The organism is Mycobacterium sp. IDUB_39, from assembly GCF_055419205.1.
Genome location: NZ_JBVAXF010000006.1, coordinates 445,033 through 462,730, shown reverse-complemented (window position 1 = coordinate 462,730; position 17,698 = coordinate 445,033). Strand labels below are relative to the sequence as shown.

At 64.6% G+C, this 17,698-nt stretch carries 13 protein-coding genes; 6 read left to right on the top strand and 7 right to left on the bottom strand.

From position 1 onward, the window contains the following. The first annotated feature begins 405 nt into the window (after positions 1 to 405). A complete protein-coding gene (locus ACZY0X_RS24190) occupies positions 406 to 1,089 on the top strand; it encodes a glycosyltransferase (RefSeq protein WP_463774008.1) in 684 nt (227 codons plus the stop codon). Positions 1,090 to 1,403: 314 nt separating this feature from the next. Here the strand turns inward: ACZY0X_RS24190 and ACZY0X_RS24185 are convergent, their stop codons facing one another. From ACZY0X_RS24185 to ACZY0X_RS24175, 3 genes are all read right to left on the bottom strand, one after another. Beyond that, positions 1,404 to 3,011 carry a GAF domain-containing sensor histidine kinase gene (locus tag ACZY0X_RS24185; protein ID WP_463774006.1) on the bottom strand — a complete coding sequence of 536 codons (1,608 nt, stop codon included), beginning with the start codon at positions 3,009 to 3,011 and terminating at the stop codon, positions 1,404 to 1,406. 313 nt (positions 3,012 to 3,324) lie between these two features. Further along, a complete protein-coding gene (locus tag ACZY0X_RS24180; protein ID WP_463774005.1) occupies positions 3,325 to 5,364 on the bottom strand; it encodes an MFS transporter in 2,040 nt (679 codons plus the stop codon). Between the two features lie 146 nt (positions 5,365 to 5,510). Beyond that, entirely contained in the window at positions 5,511 to 6,503 is a 993-nt protein-coding gene (locus ACZY0X_RS24175; RefSeq protein WP_463774004.1) for an Acg family FMN-binding oxidoreductase, read from the bottom strand. Positions 6,504 to 6,702: 199 nt separating this feature from the next. Between ACZY0X_RS24175 and fdxA the strand changes: the two genes are divergently transcribed. The 4 genes from fdxA (at position 6,703) to ACZY0X_RS24155 (ending at position 10,631) form a co-directional block, all read left to right on the top strand. Beyond that, complete coding sequence (gene fdxA, locus ACZY0X_RS24170; protein ID WP_463774002.1) at positions 6,703 to 7,056, top strand: ferredoxin; 354 nt, start codon at positions 6,703 to 6,705, stop codon at positions 7,054 to 7,056. Between the two features lie 191 nt (positions 7,057 to 7,247). Beyond that, complete coding sequence (locus ACZY0X_RS24165) at positions 7,248 to 8,117, top strand: universal stress protein (protein WP_463774000.1); 870 nt, start codon at positions 7,248 to 7,250, stop codon at positions 8,115 to 8,117. A 90-nt stretch (positions 8,118 to 8,207) separates the two neighbouring features. Further along, the gene (gene dosR, locus ACZY0X_RS24160; protein ID WP_463773998.1) at positions 8,208 to 8,849 is read left to right on the top strand and encodes a hypoxia response regulator transcription factor DosR/DevR; all 642 of its coding nucleotides are present in this window, start codon (positions 8,208 to 8,210) and stop codon (positions 8,847 to 8,849) included. A gap of 60 nt (positions 8,850 to 8,909) precedes the next feature. Next, on the top strand, positions 8,910 to 10,631 hold the full coding sequence (locus ACZY0X_RS24155; protein ID WP_463773996.1) for a sensor histidine kinase: 1,722 nt from the start codon (positions 8,910 to 8,912) through the stop codon (positions 10,629 to 10,631). A gap of 9 nt (positions 10,632 to 10,640) precedes the next feature. Here ACZY0X_RS24155 and ACZY0X_RS24150 read toward each other — a convergent pair whose 3' ends face one another. Both ACZY0X_RS24150 and ACZY0X_RS24145 read right to left on the bottom strand, forming a co-directional pair. Beyond that, complete coding sequence (locus tag ACZY0X_RS24150; protein ID WP_463773995.1) at positions 10,641 to 11,531, bottom strand: universal stress protein; 891 nt, start codon at positions 11,529 to 11,531, stop codon at positions 10,641 to 10,643. 140 nt (positions 11,532 to 11,671) lie between these two features. After that, on the bottom strand, positions 11,672 to 12,661 hold the full coding sequence (locus ACZY0X_RS24145; RefSeq protein ID WP_463773994.1) for an Acg family FMN-binding oxidoreductase: 990 nt from the start codon (positions 12,659 to 12,661) through the stop codon (positions 11,672 to 11,674). 397 nt (positions 12,662 to 13,058) lie between these two features. On the opposite strand from ACZY0X_RS24145, the gene ACZY0X_RS24140 reads away from it, so the two are divergent. Continuing rightward, a complete protein-coding gene (locus ACZY0X_RS24140) occupies positions 13,059 to 14,417 on the top strand; it encodes a wax ester/triacylglycerol synthase family O-acyltransferase (RefSeq protein ID WP_463773992.1) in 1,359 nt (452 codons plus the stop codon). A gap of 5 nt (positions 14,418 to 14,422) precedes the next feature. On the opposite strand, the gene ACZY0X_RS24135 is transcribed toward ACZY0X_RS24140, so the two are convergent. Both ACZY0X_RS24135 and ppsA read right to left on the bottom strand, forming a co-directional pair. Then, positions 14,423 to 15,304: a universal stress protein gene (locus tag ACZY0X_RS24135; RefSeq protein ID WP_463773991.1), complete on the bottom strand. Its 882-nt coding sequence runs from the start codon at positions 15,302 to 15,304 to the stop codon at positions 14,423 to 14,425. Further along, positions 15,297 to 17,630, bottom strand: coding sequence for a phosphoenolpyruvate synthase (gene ppsA, locus ACZY0X_RS24130; protein WP_463773990.1), 2,334 nt, complete (start codon positions 17,628 to 17,630; stop codon positions 15,297 to 15,299). Before ppsA ends, ACZY0X_RS24135 begins: the two co-directional genes overlap by 8 nt. Positions 17,631 to 17,698: the final 68 nt, after the last annotated feature.

The following is a 17,698-nucleotide window of genomic DNA, read 5'->3' as shown; positions in this document are numbered from 1 at the left end:
ATTACGCTCGGGCACACCGGAGTCGCTCCTGCTGACACCCCCTCAGCGGTGGCACTGGCAGGTCTGCACCCATACCGGCCAGCAGGGGGCAGTGACGCCCAGTAGCAGTGACGACTTTGCGGTGGATGACGGGGATTCTCAGGTCATGGGCGCGCAATCCGATAACTCCGCACAAGACGCACCGCCAGACCCCGGTGTCGCACAGGCCCTCACAGATGGATGCCACTTGGTGGTCGAGGCCCTCAAGCTCAACGGCGTCAACACCATGGTTCAGATCTCGGACTCAATCGTCTTCACGTTGGGCGGGTTGCCGCTAGCAGGTAGGTCCGCGGTGGCGCCTACCGGAAGGCAAGACTCCCGTCAGCGCTGACGACACCGACGCCACGGACCGTAATCCTAAGAGTCATGACTACAGCGCAGGTCTCCCCGATCGCGCGGCGAGCGCTCACGCTGCTCGATCCAGCTACTGCCCGCTCGATGGTGGGCCTAGCCAACATCCCGACCATCGCCGCGATGGGTCCCTTCGACGATCGCTTGGACGCCCAACGATTGGCCACCGCATTCATCGCCGTGCGCCAGTGCTGCACAGCGCAGCTCGTTCTCGTGGGAGCCGGCCGCCAGCGCACGACTGTCACGCGCATGATCTTTGTGCAGGGCCTCGGGAACAGCGTGCGCGCGGTGTGCGACTGTAGCGACGACCAACGGTCAAATCTCATCGCCGCCGCAGATCTCGTCGTCCTCGGCAGTTCGTCGGGGAGCATCACGCTGCTGGATGTGCTGGCCGCGGGCCGACCGGTGGTCGCCCCGGCTGACCCGGAAACCGTACAGCTGGTGCTACCCGCCATCGCCGGAATCGTCTACCGGCCGGGCGATGTCGTCGGGTTGGAGAGCGCACTGCTGCGCCTCCTGACGACACCGGTGCTGCGCCGCGGAATGGGCGGTCGCGCAAGGCACGTTGCGCGCCGGCACCGTATGGAGAGCGTGAGGTGGCCGATGAGTTCCGGCCAGCAGGAACCAAGGACGGATGGCAGCAGGGACGACACACGTGCGATGGCGGACGATCGTGGAGGTAGTCCACTCAAGGACTGACCACCAAGAGGAGAAGGTCCACCGTGCGAATCAAAATGAGTTCGGCAACATCGCTTCTGGCGGCTGGAGCGATCGCGGTCGCCCTCGCTGCGGCACCGACGGCCGCAGCGGAATCCGGCGTGCCACAGTCAGCTTGCAGCAGTGGCTCGCCAGGCACCGAGTGCGTGTCACCGGGCAATACTCAGATCAATGACTCACTGTCACCCGATTTCACACCGCAGTATCCCGACTTCGCCCTGTTCGGCTTTGGCGGCCACTTCGGTCGCGGACACCGTTAGCAGTCAATGACTTCGGAGAAGCACAAGATCTGATAGCTAGCAAGGGATCTCGACGAGCAGTGACGTCCCGCTCCCCGGATGGCTGCGGATGGTCATCTTGCCGCCGATGGCCTCGACACGGTCTGTGAGGCCCACCAGTCCGGACCCCTTGACGGTATCAGCCCCGCCGATACCGTCGTCTTGAATCGAGAGACGAAGGCTCACAGAACCGGTATCCACCCCGACCCGCACGACAGACGCCTGCGCGTGCTTGACCGCGTTCGTGAGTGCTTCAGCGACGACGTAGTAGACGGTCACCTCTGCGGATTCGGGTAATCGTCGCTCAACGGTGAGATCGAGTTCGACGGGCACAGCGGAGCGACGCGCCAGGGTTTTGAGCGCCGGGCCCAGTCCTCCCTTGGACAGGATGGCCGGGTGAATCCCACGGGAGAGATCCTGCAGGTCCTTCGAGACCCCGGCCACACTCGTCACGAGGTGAGCGATCTGTTCCCTGAGCGATTGCAGTTCGGGCGGCACGCTGGCCTCCACGGTACGCAGGCCAAGCCCCAGTGAGACGAGCCGCTGCTGAGCGCCGTCGTGCAGATCCCGCTCGATCCGGCGCCGGGCGCCATCGGCTGCGGCGACGATCCGAACCCGAGATGCGGCGAGTTCGGCGTTGGTCTGTGCATTCGCAATGGCCGTCGCGACGAGATCCGCAAAGTCCCCGACACGCCCCTCGGTATCGGGGGGCAGTGGCTCGGACCGCGGCGAACCGACGACAGCCACACCCCAGAGTCGACCGTCGACGACGACCGGCGCTCCCACCCCGCCACGGAGCCCCAGCTCACGAATCTTCGCCGCGGCCGGGCCGGCGGCATCGTCATGGTTGTCCAGCCGGGCTGGACGCCCGGTGCGCCGCACCCTTGCCGCGACGTTGTCGCCCTCGAGAGGGAACTGCTCGCCGACCGGCATCGGCGTCGCACCGGGCGTGTCCCAGGCCGCGAGCAACGTCGCCCCGCCATGGGGCTCGTAGCGCCACACCGCCGCATTGGGTACGCGGTGGGCCTCGGCCAACTCGAGCGCCACCGCCGAGAACACCTCAGACGGGGGCACTCCGCGGGCCACCAGTGTCGCGATGCGCCGCAGGGCGGCTTGTTGCTCGGCGAGCACACTCAGTTCCTCGGCGAGCTCGCTGAGTTTGGCGTGGCTCGCCTCAGCCTGCCTACGGCGTTGGACGGCTTCGGCGGCACGCGACCTGGCCAGCGACGCAAGGCCTGCCGCCGCCGCCGCGACGATGAGGAAGACGGTGATGGCAACCCAGTTCTGCTCCCAGATCGCCGTGACGGTCCGACCCGTTGTCATGTGGTGGAAGTGCACGTAGATAAGGGCGCTGGCCAGAGCCATCGCCATCGCCAGGGCGAAACCCCACAGTATCGCGATGAACAGGACGCCCAGCAGAAAGACCACACCGAAGATGTTTCCGGGGCCGACACGTTCGAGCTGGCTCACCAGAGCGCACTCTGCTGCGATCAGCAACGCCGCGACGGCGATGCCGAGCAGCAGGGGCGGGGATGTCGGACGTAGTGGCAGGGAGAGCAGCTGCGGCGCTGATGCCGACTCAGTCTCAGACCTGGAGGCGACCCCCATCCAAGGGGGCCCCGGCATCCAACCGGGCATACGTGGCCGTCTCTGCGTCATGGCGCAAACTCACACATCGATCTTGCGGACTATCCCGCGTGCCACTCCAAACGATACGCCGCGCATGACTCCCAGAATCGCGCTACCGGCCGTCAGTTGTCATCAATGCTGACGCCCACCACTCGCCTGCAGCTAGCTGCAATGCGGGCGTACCGGCCAGCTGCAATGTCCACGGGGCTCGGGGGGGATCACCGCCCCCGCCAGACACAGAACCGCATCGACGCGCCACGTATCGTGCGAGTTCGCGTCTGCTCGCGGAGGATCGTGGGCACTGGGCCGTCTATTGGCGCGGGACCGGGTCACTCGAGCGCCAGCGATCCCGCGACGTCACGGCTGGGTGTGCGGTCCGCGGACGTTGCCCCGGTGGACGTGACACGCGCAGCGGCTCGGTGTGTGCGTGCGGCGAAACCCATTGCGGTGAGCCGTCTGCCGTCCTGATGCGATGATTCTCCTGGTCGATCCCGTCAGACAGGCGGCCGAGGTACCCGATGAGCGCGGCCACGTCACCGTCGTCCCAGCGAGCCAGGACCGCCTCAAGTCCGGTGATGTTCGCCGCCCTCTGATTCTCGAAGATCGTGCGCCCCCGCTGGGTAAGCGAGAAGCGCGGCGGCGCAGCGTGATCGGCAGTCGGCACCCGGCTGACGATCCCGTCGCGAATGAGCGTGACGAGGCGTTCCTCGACCGCGCGGGTGGGACTGTCGAGCGCGCTTGCGAGCTCTGTCAACGTCAGTGGGTAGGCGCCGCCCAGGAACACGGCAGTCACGTAGTCACCTTGATCGAGACGGTAGGGCACCGAGGGAATCTGCAGCCGCACCGCCGCCTGCCGTCCGAGAGTGGTCATCACGCTCTCGAGGTGCTGGGCGCGGCGGCGTGCCGGGGCCGGAGCCACCGCCTGTTCAGCACCGGCCGGCACGGGAGTCGAGGTGGGAATGAGTAGTGCGATCACGGCAGCGAGTGCCGCGGCACCGCCCGCGATCAGCAGCGCGGTGCGAAATCCGGTGAGCGACGGGATCGTGTGACCGGCGACGAGGACGCCCGTCTGCACCAGGACCGCGCTCATGACAGCGCTTGAGGTTGATGTTCCCAATGACCTTGCCAGGGAGTTGATTCCGTTCGCAGCGGCGGTCTCGGACACGGGGACAGCGGCGTTGATCAAAGTCGGCAGCGCGGCGAACGCGAAGCCCACGCCAATGCTCCCGATCACGCTGAAGGTCAGCACTCCGACCGGGCTGCCAAGCATCTGGGTGCCAGCCAGGTACCCGACGGCGATGATGACGGAGCCGAGGACAAGCGTGAATCGCGGCCCGCGCGCGGCGATGACCCTGCCGGCGACGGGTGACGCGGCCATCATGGCGAGGCCGCCGGGTGCCATCCACAAACCGGCCGCCACCATGGTCTGACCCAGTCCGTAACCGGTGGTGCTGGGCATTTGGAGTAACTGTGGCCCGATCAGAGACGTGGCGAACATCCCGAAACCGACCGCGATCGACGCCAGGTTCGTCAGCAGCACCGGCTTCTTGAGCGTGGTCCGGATATCGACCAGGGGCGCTGGCGCCCGGTTCTGCCACCACCCGAACACAATGAACACGCCGATCGACGCGGCCAGCAGCCCAAGTGTGCCGGGGCTGGTCCATCCCCAACTCGCACCCTTGGAGATGGGCAGCAGCAGCATCACGAGGCCAGCCGCGAGCCCGATCGCGCCGAGGAAGTCGAAGCGCCCCACGCCCTCCGAGGGCAGGATATCGGGGACCAACGTCGCGAAGAGCAGACCGGATCCAAGGCCGAGGGCCGCGGCGCACCAGAACAGCGCGTGCCAGTTCAGGTGCTCGGCGATGATCGCCGACAGCGGTAGACCCAAGGCGCCACCGACGCCCAGTGATGCACTCACCATCGCCATCGCACCCCCTACCCGCTCCGCGGGGAGTGAGGCACGGAGCACGCTGATGCCAAGCGGAATAACAGGTGCGCCGAACCCCTGCAGAGCGCGGCCAATGATCAGCGGGACCAGCGAAGTGGTCAGCGCGGCGACGAGGGAACCCGCGGTGAGCAGGACCGCGCATGCGATGAGAACGCGTTTCGCGCCGAACATGTCGCCGAGGCGGCCGAACACCGGTGTGGCGATGGCGCCCGTCAGCAGCGTGGCTGTGACCACCCACGACGCATTCGCTGAACTGGTGTTGAGCAAGTCCGGCAGCTGTGGGATGAGCGGGATGACCAATGTCTGCATCAGGGAGACCGATATACCCGCCCCGGCGAGCGCCGCGATCAACAATCCGCCGCCCCGGGGTGGCGCTGCGCGCTCCACCAATTGATTAGCCATGCGAAATACTTTAGAATGATTAGATGAGCTATGCAAACTGGAGACCAAGGGGCGTCTTAGGACTCCCCCGCCATACTCCGAGACTCAAGCGACCGTATAACGAAGGGGTAGAGAACCTTTCGCATTCATCCGGATCGAGATGCGGACTAGCCCAGCGGCGCTCCGTCGATTGAGCTGACCACCTCATCGAGTGGTCGGCGGGGGGTCGACGGCAACGGATCGGCGCCGATGGGAGCCCAACCGACGCGGAGCATCATCTGGGGAAACTCGGAGCCACCGAACACCTCCGCTTGAATCGCTGCGCGCGTCGCCGCGATCTCCAACGGTTCGGTGACCGGACAGCTCGACAAGCCGAGCGACGTACAGGTCAACAACGCCATACTCGTCGCCTCCCCGGCGCGCAGGCGGGCCAGATCGTCGTCCGCGGTGGTGCCCAGGGCCAGCAGAACCGCATGATCCTGGTCGGCAACGGCGTTGCCGGACTGGGGCAGGACGCTGCCGGCGAAGATGCGCCCGGGTAACGGAGCGGAGGCAATCGGATCGGGGGTGCTGTGTGCCGGCACACCCGCGGTCGATGCGTACCGACCACTCCATGTCGTCAGCTCCCGAAGATAGTCAGCGTCGTGGACGTGTTGCCAGACTGCCTGCGCCACAATGGCTCTGATATCGGTCGACATGTCGACGCTACGCAACTGGACGCCCATGCGCGCCACCCTCCTCCCGACCGTCGCGATGTCGGGAGGAGGGACGGGCCAGCTGCTGAACACCCGGCGATCGGTGCGCCGTCGAGGAATGGCGGCGGTCAGTGAGATGTCCGTCATGCTCGGTTCGCAACGCGACACCCGAATCGATGCCAAGTGGTCGCGGTCAGCGGCATCGGGCAGCCGCGTGACGTTGCTCTGCCAACCCAACGCCGAAAGGGCGACCACAGCGTGTTGCAGCGATGCACCGCAACTCACCATCAGATCCCGTCGATCGGGATCCGTTTGCGTCAGGTGACGGGTGGTGTCGGCGTGCAGATGCAGACTCTGATCGCCCACCTTCCAGCGCCACGGTTGGGAATTGTGCACCGACGGCGCCCGTGTCGCCAGTGACAGCGCCGTCCTGATGGTTTCGACATCGGGAAACTGTGGGTTCATGGCGACTCCCCTCTCGACGGACTACAGCCCGTCACATCTTGCCGCCGCGTCCCATTCCTCCACCAGAGCAGGAGGTCCCGGGAAGTCGATTCCGTCGAACACCGCAGCCGACACGCCCGAGGGCTAGAGGACGAAGGTCACTAATGCCGGTGTCGTTCGGCTCCCGCGCGACACCGTGCCGACCCCCTACCCTCGTGCCATGACCTACGTGATCGGCTCAGCATGTGTTGACGTGATGGACAAGTCGTGTGTGCTTGAGTGCCCCGCGGACTGCATCTACGAGGGAGCACGTTCGCTGTACATCAACCCCGACGAGTGCGTGGATTGCGGCGCCTGCAAGATCGCGTGCCGACTTGACGCCATCGAGTACGAGACCGACCTGGCAGACGATGAGCTGCGGCACCTCGCCGACAATGCCGCATTCTTTGAGACGGTCCTCGCCGGCCGCGACGAACCACTGGGCTCGCCAGGTGGCGCCTACGCTCTCGGGCCAGTCGGCGTCGACACCCCGCTGGTGGCGGCGATGCCGACGAAAGCGCCGTCGGAGCACTGATGACACCGATCGAAAGGACGGCCGTGAAGAACCGACGCCGGGGTCACCCGCACGGCGCCCAGATCTGATTCGAACTGGCTGAAGCGGCATCGCTCAATGAAGCACTGCGACTCCACGACGCGACGACCGAAGTCTGACGTTCCGCACATCAACTTCACATAGTCGTCTGAACCAACCGCTTGGAGCGCAAGATGCACGAAATCTCACCGCATCATCCCGCCATTGTTGTCGGGATCGATGGCTCACGTGGTGCCGTCGACGCCGCGCTGTGGGCAGTCGACGAAGCGATCAAGCACGACCTACCGCTACGACTGGCGTACGCGATCGAGCCGAGTTATTCCGCGGGAACTGACAGCCAAGCGGAGGCCCGCGCGTTCGCGATAGCCGAGACTGCAGTGCGATACGCGGCAATGGCCATCGAGTCGCTCGACAAGCCCGTCAAGATCGAAGTCGAGATCAGGCAGGGCCGGGCGACGGAGATGCTCAGGGAGGCGAGTCGCGCTGCGCCAATGCTCTGTATCGGCGCCGTCGGCATCCGGCATGCGACTTCGGGACCTGTCGGGTCGACCGCGTCTGCCCTCGCCGCCTGGGCGCACTGTCCAGTCGCCATCATTCGCAGCCACGTCGACTCGTCGACCATGACCACATCGGTGGTGGTGGAAGTCGACCAGTCCCCGGAAGGCGACGTGGTGCTTCAGCACGGAATCGACGAAGCGTTATTACGCGGTGCTTCATTAGTGGCGATCAGTTCATGGCAGCCTCGCGTCACCGACGTCCACGACGCGCAAGCAGTCAAGGAACAGAACCGCGTAGTCAGAGCCGAACTGAATCGGCGGTTAGAGCGTGCGAAATGCCATCATCCCGAACTCGACGCACGGTCCGTTTCCGCCCACGACAGTCTGCTCGACTACCTATCGCAGCATTCGCACACGATCCAACTTGTCGTCATTGGCCGCCGGCGAATCCACGGCGTCGCGGAGATGGTCGGGCCGCCTAGCTATGCGGCGTTGCGCGACACTGACTGCTCAGTACTCGTGTGCACTTCCAACGGTGCGCTATGACGGGGCGCAAAACCGCATCGATCGCCTATCGTTCAGTGAGACGGAGCATTGCTACCGGCCTTCGTCGCAGCCAACCGAAAGGTTGAAACCATGGTTACCGTCTTTCTCGTCGACGACCATGAAGTCGTCCGACGCGGATTGATCGATCTGCTGAGTGCGGATCCCGACCTCGACGTGATCGGTGAGGCCGGAACAGTCAGCCACGCAATGGCCCAGATTCCGGCTCTCCGGCCGGACGTCGCCGTCCTCGACGTGCGATTGCCCGACGGCAACGGCATCGAACTGTGCCGCGACCTGCTCTCCCGCCTGCCTGACCTTCGTTGTCTCATGCTCACGTCGTTCACATCCGACGAGGCGATGCTCGACGCCATCCTGGCCGGCGCCAGCGGATATGTCGTCAAGGACATCAAGGGCATGGAACTCGCAACCGCCATCAAGGAGGTTGGATCGGGACGGTCCCTGCTGGACAATCGCGCCGCTGCGGCGTTGATGGCGAAGCTGCGCGGAGCGGCGGAACGATCCGACCCACTGTCGGGGCTCACAGATCAAGAGCGCGTACTTCTCGGTCTGCTCGGCGAGGGGTTGACCAATAAGCAGATCGCCGATCGAATGTTCCTGGCTGAGAAGACGGTAAAGAACTACGTCTCACGCCTTCTCGCCAAGCTGGGCATGCAGCGCCGCACCCAGGCAGCAGTGTTCGCAACGAAACTTGACCGACCACGGGGCAGCTAGGGATTAGTTCGGCTGCTCAGTCTGCTTCCGAGGGCCGGATACGAGTGTGACAATGAAGCCGTGACAGAAGCGACTGGTCCGAGAGGTGGCAGCACGCCACCGCCATTCCGAGACACACTGTCGCAGTTGCGGCTACGTGAACTCCTCAGCGAGGTGCAGGTCCGCGTCGAACAGATCATTGCAGGACGCGACCGGATCGATGGACTTCTCGATGCGATGCTGACGGTGACTGCCGGTCTCGACCTGGACACCACGCTACGCACCATCGTGCACACGGCCATCGAATTGATCGACGCCCGCTATGGAGCGCTTGGGGTCCGCGGTCAAGACCATGAGCTGGTCGAGTTCATCTACGAGGGCATCGATGAGGAGACTCGACGCCAGATTGGCCATCTCCCCCAGGGGCGGGGGGTGCTTGGCCTACTGATCGACGAACCCACGCCCATCAGGCTGGAGAACATCCACGATCACCCCTCTTCAGTCGGCTTCCCACCCAATCACCCTCCGATGCGCACCTTCCTCGGAGTTCCGGTGCGCATCCGAGACGAGGTGTTCGGCAACCTGTACCTCACCGAGAAGTCGAACGGGCAGTTCTTCAGCGACGACGACGAAGTGCTGGCCCAAGCGCTTGCGGCAGCGGCGGGCATCGCTATCGACAATGCGCGACTCTACGAGCAGGCACGCACCCGAGAGTCCTGGATGCAAGCAACTCGCGATATCGCCACCAAACTGCTGTCCGGAATCGATCCGGCAGAGGTGTTCCGGCTCATCGCCGACGAAGCTCTCAGCCTGACCGGTGCGGACGTCGCGTTGGTTGCCGTGCCTGCCGAGGCCGAAACTGATCCGATGACAGCCAGTGAACTCGTCATCGTCGAGGTGTCAGGCGCAGTCAACCAGATCGACCGGACCACGCTGATCCCACTGTCTGGGAACATAATTGGCGACACATATCTGAATCGCACCCCGTATCGCGGCCTTCACGCACACGGGCTCGACGACATCCTCGGTGATGCGGGACCAGTCTTGGTGCTGCCACTACGCACCACCGACACGGTCGCGGGAGTCGTGATCGCGGCGCGGCCCGTCGGTGCGGTGCCGTTCAACGATGCTCAGCTCGATGCGATGGCGACCTTCGCCGATCAAGCGGCGCTGGCCTGGCAGCTCGCGACGACTCAACGGCAGATGCGAGAGCTGGACATCCTCACCGACCGCGATCGGATCGCCAGAGACCTTCACGACCACGTCATCCAACGGCTGTTCGCCATCGGGTTGGGGATGCAGGGCACCATCGCCCGCGTTCGGTCAGCCGAGGTTCAGCAGCGGCTCTCCGACTCAATCGACGACCTGCAGGGTGTGATTGTGGAGATCCGTACCGCAATCTTCGATCTGCACGGCAACTCTGCGGGTCCCACCCGTCTCCGCCAGCGCCTCGATGAGGCCCTCACACAGTTCGCCAGTGTCGGTGTACGGACCAAGTCACAATTCAGTGGCCCGTTATCTGTAATCGAGCCCCCTCTGGCCGACCACGCCGAAGCCGTGGTGCGTGAGGCCGTCAGCAACGCTGTACGCCATGGCGGCGCGACTGAAGTCTCTGTTTTGGTCGAAGTCAACGACGACCTACGCATCGAAGTCGTCGACAACGGCTGCGGAATCGGAGACAACATCAGCCCGAGCGGACTGATCAACCTTCGTAACCGTGCGGAGGAGAGCGGTGGGACCTTCACCGTTGCCAGGGCTACCGCCGGCGGGACGGTGCTGCGTTGGTCGGCACCGTTACCATGAACCCTCCGGTTAGCCCTGCCGCGCCACAATAACGGGCATCCGGACGGCTTGTAGCACTGCCGAACTCACCGATCCCAGCAGCATCCCCGTGAATCCTCCACGCCCATGACTTCCCACTACCGTTAACTGCGCCGTCTCGGACGCGGCGACCAGCCGATCAGCGGGGTCGCCGCAAACCAGGCGGTGATCAACCGCGACATCGGGGTACCTCTCATGCCAGCCGGCAAGCCGTTCCGACAGCGCTTCCTTACCCACCTCCAGCTGGCCATCCCAATCGATGTTCGCCCAGTCGCGGATACCGTCGTCCGCCCATGAGTGCATCGCGATCAGTCCCACGCGTCGCCGCGAGGCCTCGTCGAAGGCGAGCGCGGTCGCCTTCTCCGACGCGGGGCTCCCATCGATGCCAACCAGAACCGGCGACTGGGCTGGGTGGTCCATCATCGGATCCTCGTCGTGGATCACCGCGACGGGACAGTGCGCATGCTGCGCCAGCCCGGCGCTGACCGAGCCGAGCAACCGACGCTTCACCGCGCCCATGCCGCGGCGACCCACCACGATCATCGCGGCGTCCTTGGACAGATCTACCAACGTCGGGATGATGGCGCCGGCGTAGGACTCTTGGTTCACGGCGATCGGCCTGAAGTCGAGGATGGCCCGGTCTGCGACATGCCTTGCGTCGTCCAATATCTTGCGGCCTCGGTCGTCACGCCACGCCGAGTAGCCGTCGAGCACTAGTGGCTCGGGCCACAGACCAATCGCGGGCTCCGGCATCACGTGCACTAGCGTCAATGGAACATGCCGCATCGCGGCATCTCGCGCCGCCCAGTCGGCGGCGACAGTGCTCGACGGTGACCCGTCGACCGCCACGATGATGCGCTGATTATCTGTAGAGGACGACATTTCTGCTCCCGTGAATAGCGCGACTAGAACCGCATCTTGGGTGAACCTTGACAAGACAATCGTGGTCTCTCATCGTGAGATCCACGAGGGCCGAAAGGCACCAGGGACCAACGACTCCACCGCCCCGATCGCGCACGTCACTAGAACCGCAGTCCGTCCAGCCGGGTCACCACCTCGTCGAGTGGACATCTCGGAGTTGGCGGAAGCGGATCAGCATTGACAGGAGCCCATCCCACTCGAAACAGCATCTGGGGAAAGCTGTCGTCATCGAAGGAGTCGGCTCGGACGGTGTCGCGCGTCTCCGGGATCTCCAGCGGCTCGGTGACTGGGCAGCTCGCCAATCCCAGCGCCGTAGCGGTCAGGAGAACAACGCTGCTGGCCTCTCCCGCGCGCAAACGGGCCAGGTCATCATCAGCTGTGGTACCGAGCGCCAACAGCACCCCACCATCGGCGCTGGCGGACGCATCTGGCGGTTGCGCCAGAGCAGTGCCCGCGAAGAGTCGCCCTGGTAGCGGCGAGTTCGGATCGGTCGCGGGGGCGTTGCGTGCTGGCACGCCGGCGGTAGAGGCGTGCCGGCCGCTCCAGATCGTCAACTCATCGAGGTAGTCCTGATCAATCGCGTGTTGCCAAACCGCCTGGGCCAACGCGACTCGAAGATCGGTCGTCGATTCGAGTCGACGCATCAAGACGCCCATGCGAGCGGCTCTCGCCCCCATCAACGAGATGTCACCGTGTGACACCGACCACGCGCTGTAATAGCGTCGGTCGGTCCGCCGCCGTGGAATCGCCGCCGCCAGCGCGATGTCCACCTCGTTCGCAGCGTGGCGCTGCGGCTCGATCGCCGCCAGGTGCAACGGCTCGGCGGGATTGGGAAACCGATGGATCCTGCTCTGCCAGCCCAAGGCGGCCAGCGCTACAACGCAATGGTGCAGCGCCGCACCGCAACTGACCATCAGATCCCGCCCGTCGGGATCGGTGTGCACGAGGTGCCGCTTCGGGTCGGCATACAGGTGCACACTGTCGGCGCCAACGCGCCACTGCCACGGTTGAATGTTGTGCACCGACGGCGCCCTGATTGCCAACGCCAGCGCGGTACGCATCGTTGCGGCATCTGGAAAGTGCGTGCTCATCCGACGAGTAACCTCCGTGGCGTTCGATCTGCCCATCAACATTGCATTGTCGCGATGGCGCGGATGTAGGGCAGGAAGTCACATTCATCGGGTCCGACCGTCACGTCCGGCGGACCGCAGCAGTGCTTGGCTCGCCCCGGACAGCGCCGTCTTCGGCATTGCGCAACAGGGCAATTCGGACACCAAAACCTGAACGGGTGATAATACCGGAGGGGACTTTGGTCCCCCGAACACCGGGCCTATTGCCCTCCTCCACATCAGCGGCGAGTTCGTACGCTTCGGGCATGGCCTATGTGATTCCTTTGGACTCCCCTTCCGGGATACTCCGGCTTGGGAGAGCCGGCGTCGGCATCCCCCTACCTGCCTCCCGGCACTGCTGACCAGGAGACCAACGACCATGCGGTCACAACGGCTCTCCGCTCTCGATGCCGGGTTCCTCGAGGCCGAGGACTCCGACCGGCACGCGAGCCTGGCGATCGGGGCTGTGGCCGTGCTCGAGGGTCCACCGCCGTCCATGAGTTCCTTGGTGTCGACTATCGGCGATCGAGTGATGCGAATCCCGAGATGCACCGAGGTCCTACACTCCCATCCCTTGGATCTCAGCGCCCCAGAATGGGTCCACGACGATGACTTCGACGTGCGCCGCCACGTGCGGCGTACCGCTGCACCGCAACCCGGCGACGACGCGGCGCTGTTCGGCGTCGTCGCCGAGTTGATGGAACGCCGCCTCGACCGTGGCCGACCGTTGTGGGAGTGCTGGATCATCGACGGGCTCGCATGCGGACGTTGGGCACTGGTCATCAAGGTCCACCACAGCGTCGCAGACGGGGTCGCCGCCAGCGCCATGCTTGCGGCCCTGTGCGATGACGAAGCCAAACCGACCCGCTCACCCCTTCCCCGTGAGGCGTCGCGTGGACAACGTCGTGCCCACCTGCCCGACCTGAACCCGGCGGCCTGGCTGACCGGAGCGTGGAGCACCTCACTCGGGGCCGTGCGTATGGCCTACCGGATCACCGCGGGTGCGGCGGAGATCGCGGCGGGAATCGCAGCACCGGCGCCACGGGACATGACAGGGCCTCTGACCGACCAACGCAGCTACAGCGCGGCGCGGGTGTCGCTCACAGACGTGAAATCAGTCTGCCAGCGATACGGCGTCACGGTGAACGATGTCGCCCTGGCTGCCATCACGGACAGTTTTCGCGAAGCCATGGTGCGCCACGGTCAACAGATCCGACCGAACTCGCTTCGCACACTGGTACCCGTGTCGCTGAGAGAACCAGATGCGCTTCATGTCCCGGACAACCGGGTTTCGGTGATGCTTCCTCTACTTCCCGTCGAACAGGCTGAGCCGTTGCAGCGTCTCCGCACGGTGCACAGCCGGCTAACCCGATCAAAGGACAGCGGACAGTCTCAAGCCGGCAGCTTCGCAGTGTCGGCATTCGACCTCCTGCCATTCCCCTTGACAGCGTGGATGGTTCGGATTCTCACCCGTTTGCCACAACGCGGCGTAGTCACGGTCGCCACCAATGTGCCGGGGCCCCGTGATCGCATCAGGGTGATGGGACGCGACGTACTCTCCCTGCTGCCCGTACCACCTATTGCGATCCAGTTGCGCTTGGGCATAGCAATACTGAGTTACGCCGACGAACTGGCGTTTGGTGTCATCGGCGACTTCGATGCAACCCTGGGCGCCAATGAGATCGCTAAAGGAATCCAGGACGGCGTGAGCCGTCTCGTCTCGGCCGCGGGAGAGTGACGGTCCTACCCATCGCCGTCGAGGGGACACACTACGACGGGCACCTCGGAATGATGAAGTAAATGTAGGCTTGTCGAACCGAATATGCTACGAACCAGTGCATTTCGACGCCGACTGCCGACGACCACAAGTTGGGCATCCTTGATGTGCATACCTAGTGCACGACCCGCGTTGAGGGCCTCGCCGACAAGTGTGACGTTGACTCGAGGATGTCGTTCTCGCCACCGATCAACCCGCGCGTTGAGATGCTGCCACTCAGCATGTACCGATGCATCCCCCGCCATCGTGGATGGCGCTGCTGCAGGCCCTTTCACCACCCATGAGTGAATCACCAGCAGGGGTACATCGAACCGGTCAGCGAGTTCGAACGAAGTGCGCAAAGCACCACCGTCGCAACTTGACCCGTCAACACCGACCACGATCGGTTGGCCCGTCAGTGCAATCGAGTGGCCGCGCCACGCCACGATTGGACACGACGCGTGGGCAAGCGTCGTCAATGTGGTCGACCCGAAGAGCAATGCCCCCGTTGCGGTTACGTCATCACACCCGAGAACCAGGAAGCGCGCCATCCTGCTCAGCGCGGTGAGCGCCTCGTCGGCCGGCTCAGCCGCTGAGGCAGATGTCACCTCCAAGGCCGGGTGGTCAGCGCGGACGGCCTCCTCGGTCGCCTTGAGAATCATCTCCGCACCTTCGCGGTGCTCGGCAATCGCTGCGGCTCGCATTGCCGCGGCAGTGCCCGACGGGTTGTGTCCCAGGTATGGCATCGCGGTAACGATGTGTAGCGGCGCGTCGAGTCGGACGGCGAGCGCGCCGGCCCACAGTGCCGCGCGCAGCGCAACGGTGGAACCGTTCACCCCGACCACGACCGGCGCGGCAAGGTCAGACATGGATCCGCCCATCCGTTGCGACGACAGGATCGTCGGTGCGGACTGCCCCGCGCTGACGAGCCGATTTCAGCAGCAGCCGGCGTTCGGCCGCTGCGACAATTCTCCGTACCGGCGACACCGCGTCCGGGTTGACCGAGATGGACGTGATTCCCATGCCGACGAGATACTCGGCGAATGCGGGATTCGACGACGGCGCCTGTCCACACAACGACGACGTGATGCCGTGGCGGTTTGCGGTGCGAATGATCTCGCCGATCGCATCCAGCACGGCAGGGTCAGCCTCGTCGAAGAGTTCGGCGCAGAGTTCTGAATCACGGTCCACCCCGAGCATCAGCTGGGTCAGATCGTTGCTGCCTATCGACACGCCGTCGATGCCCATTCCGATGTATGACGGGAGCCAATGCACCACCGAGGGCACCTCGGCCATGATCCAACGGTGTAGCCCTCGCTGACGCCCCAGGGGGCTCGCGTCGACCAGCGTGAGGCACTCTTCAAGTTCCCAGCGCGTCCGAACAAAGGGAATCATGAGGTGGACATTGGGATGGCGCTCGCGAACCTGGGCCAACGCGCTGAGTTCGAGCGCGAACAAGTCCGGTTCTCGGATGTACCGATAGCAACCACGAAAGCCGATCATCGGGTTGCGTTCGACCGGCTCATAGGACGAACCTCCACGAAGGGCGCGAAACTCGTTACTGCGGAAGTCCGTGGCGCGGTATATAACTGGCCTCGGGGAAAAGGCGGCGGCGATCCTGTCGACGGCCGTGAACATCGCATGCACCAGGTCGTTCTGCCTGCCGCTGGCAATCAGCTCGCGGGGGTGCTGGCCATCTAGCGCCTCGGTGAGCATGAACTCCGCGCGCAGCAGTCCGACTCCGTCCACGTCTTGAGCAGCGACTACGTCGGCGGTATCGGGCATCGCGAGATTGACATAGATCCGGGTCGCCGTGACAACACTGTGGTCCCCACTCGTTGGCGACTGCGCATCGATCGTCTTGGCGGTCACCACTCGCCGCCCAGCGCGGACCTCACCGGTGGCGCCATCGACAGTCACCAGTACCCCATCGGCCAGCGTGTCGATCGCCTTGCGGGCGCCCACGATGCAGGGCACACCGAGTTCGCGCGCCACGATGGCCGCGTGGCAGGTCATTCCGCCGGTTTCGGTAACCAGAGCCGCTGCCCGGCGGATCGTCGGAAGCCAGTCGGGATTAGTCATCGGAGCCACGAGGATCTCACCATCGCGGAGGCCAGTGCCCTGCTCCGGGTGCTGCAGGATGCGGACGGCGCCGGTCGCCGTGCCCGGCGCCGCAGGCAGCCCTCGGACGAGAACCTCGCCCTCGCCGTGTTTTTCAGTCTCGGGTTCGTCGATGTCAAGCGTGGTGATCGGCCGGGCTTGCACAAGCCAGGTTACTCCAGCTGCGATGGCCCATTCGATGTCCTGCGGATAGCCATAGTGCCGTTCGGCGGCTACCGCCAGCCTCGAGATACTCTCGATGGCAGAGTCGTCGAGCACACGGGACGCGGCGATCTCGGGATCGAGTGTCACGGTGACGTCGTGATCATCGTCGCCGCGAACGATCTTGAATGGCTTGAAACCAATGGAGGTGGTGAGCACCTTCATTGTGGACTTCTCAATGACATAGGTGTCTGGTTGAACACTGCCGCTGACCACCACCTCGCCCTGTCCGAACGCCGCCTCGATGACGATTCGATCGCGCTCGCCGGTCGTGGGATCCGCGGTGAAGGCGACACCCGCCTGACTTGGATCGACCATCTGCTGCACCACGACAGCCATTTCCGGATCACCCGGGTAGTTCCGACTTCGGCGGTAGGTCACCACCCTCGGCGTGAAGAGCGACGCCCAACACTGGACGACGGCGTCGATGATCGCCTCGGGTCCGCGCACGTTGGTGATGGTCCTGTTCATCCCCGCGAACGAGGCATCACGTCCGTCCTCACCGGTTGCGGAGGAGCGAACGGCGACCACGCAGGATTCTCCCAGTCCCCGGTAGGACGCTAGGATCTCGCTTCGCACGAGATCGTTGAGACCAGCCTTGGCCACCAGGCTGCGCAGCCTTCGGCACAGCTCGTCGAGGCGACCGCCTTCGTCGGCGTGTGTCAGCGCCTCCTGATGGAGTTCGGCGATCTCGTCACCAACCCCGCCGATGTGCATTGAGTCCCGGTAGCCTTCCCGCATCACCACGAACGCCGGCGGCACGGGGAGCCCGGCACCGATCATCTCGCCGAGATTCGCACCCTTTCCGCCAGCCCGATCGGCGTCGCCGATGCGGATATCGGCAATGTCGCGAACGTACTTCTGCTCATTCATGTCCTGGCTCCAATCGTTGCTGAGCGGGCGTTGTGTGCGACGCCCGTACCGTCATGTAGACGGTCCCC

Coding starts and splice junctions, on each gene's coding strand:
- ACZY0X_RS24190 (WP_463774008.1), top strand. CDS start 406: ATGACTACAGCGCAGGTCTCCCCGATCGCGCGGCGAGCGCTCACGCTG.
- ACZY0X_RS24185 (WP_463774006.1), bottom strand. CDS start 3,011: ATGCCGGGGCCCCCTTGGATGGGGGTCGCCTCCAGGTCTGAGACTGAG.
- ACZY0X_RS24180 (WP_463774005.1), bottom strand. CDS start 5,364: ATGGCTAATCAATTGGTGGAGCGCGCAGCGCCACCCCGGGGCGGCGGA.
- ACZY0X_RS24175 (WP_463774004.1), bottom strand. CDS start 6,503: ATGAACCCACAGTTTCCCGATGTCGAAACCATCAGGACGGCGCTGTCA.
- fdxA (WP_463774002.1), top strand. CDS start 6,703: ATGACCTACGTGATCGGCTCAGCATGTGTTGACGTGATGGACAAGTCG.
- ACZY0X_RS24165 (WP_463774000.1), top strand. CDS start 7,248: ATGCACGAAATCTCACCGCATCATCCCGCCATTGTTGTCGGGATCGAT.
- dosR (WP_463773998.1), top strand. CDS start 8,208: ATGGTTACCGTCTTTCTCGTCGACGACCATGAAGTCGTCCGACGCGGA.
- ACZY0X_RS24150 (WP_463773995.1), bottom strand. CDS start 11,531: ATGTCGTCCTCTACAGATAATCAGCGCATCATCGTGGCGGTCGACGGG.
- ACZY0X_RS24145 (WP_463773994.1), bottom strand. CDS start 12,661: ATGAGCACGCACTTTCCAGATGCCGCAACGATGCGTACCGCGCTGGCG.
- ACZY0X_RS24140 (WP_463773992.1), top strand. CDS start 13,059: ATGCGGTCACAACGGCTCTCCGCTCTCGATGCCGGGTTCCTCGAGGCC.
- ACZY0X_RS24135 (WP_463773991.1), bottom strand. CDS start 15,304: ATGTCTGACCTTGCCGCGCCGGTCGTGGTCGGGGTGAACGGTTCCACC.
- ppsA (WP_463773990.1), bottom strand. CDS start 17,630: ATGAATGAGCAGAAGTACGTTCGCGACATTGCCGATATCCGCATCGGC.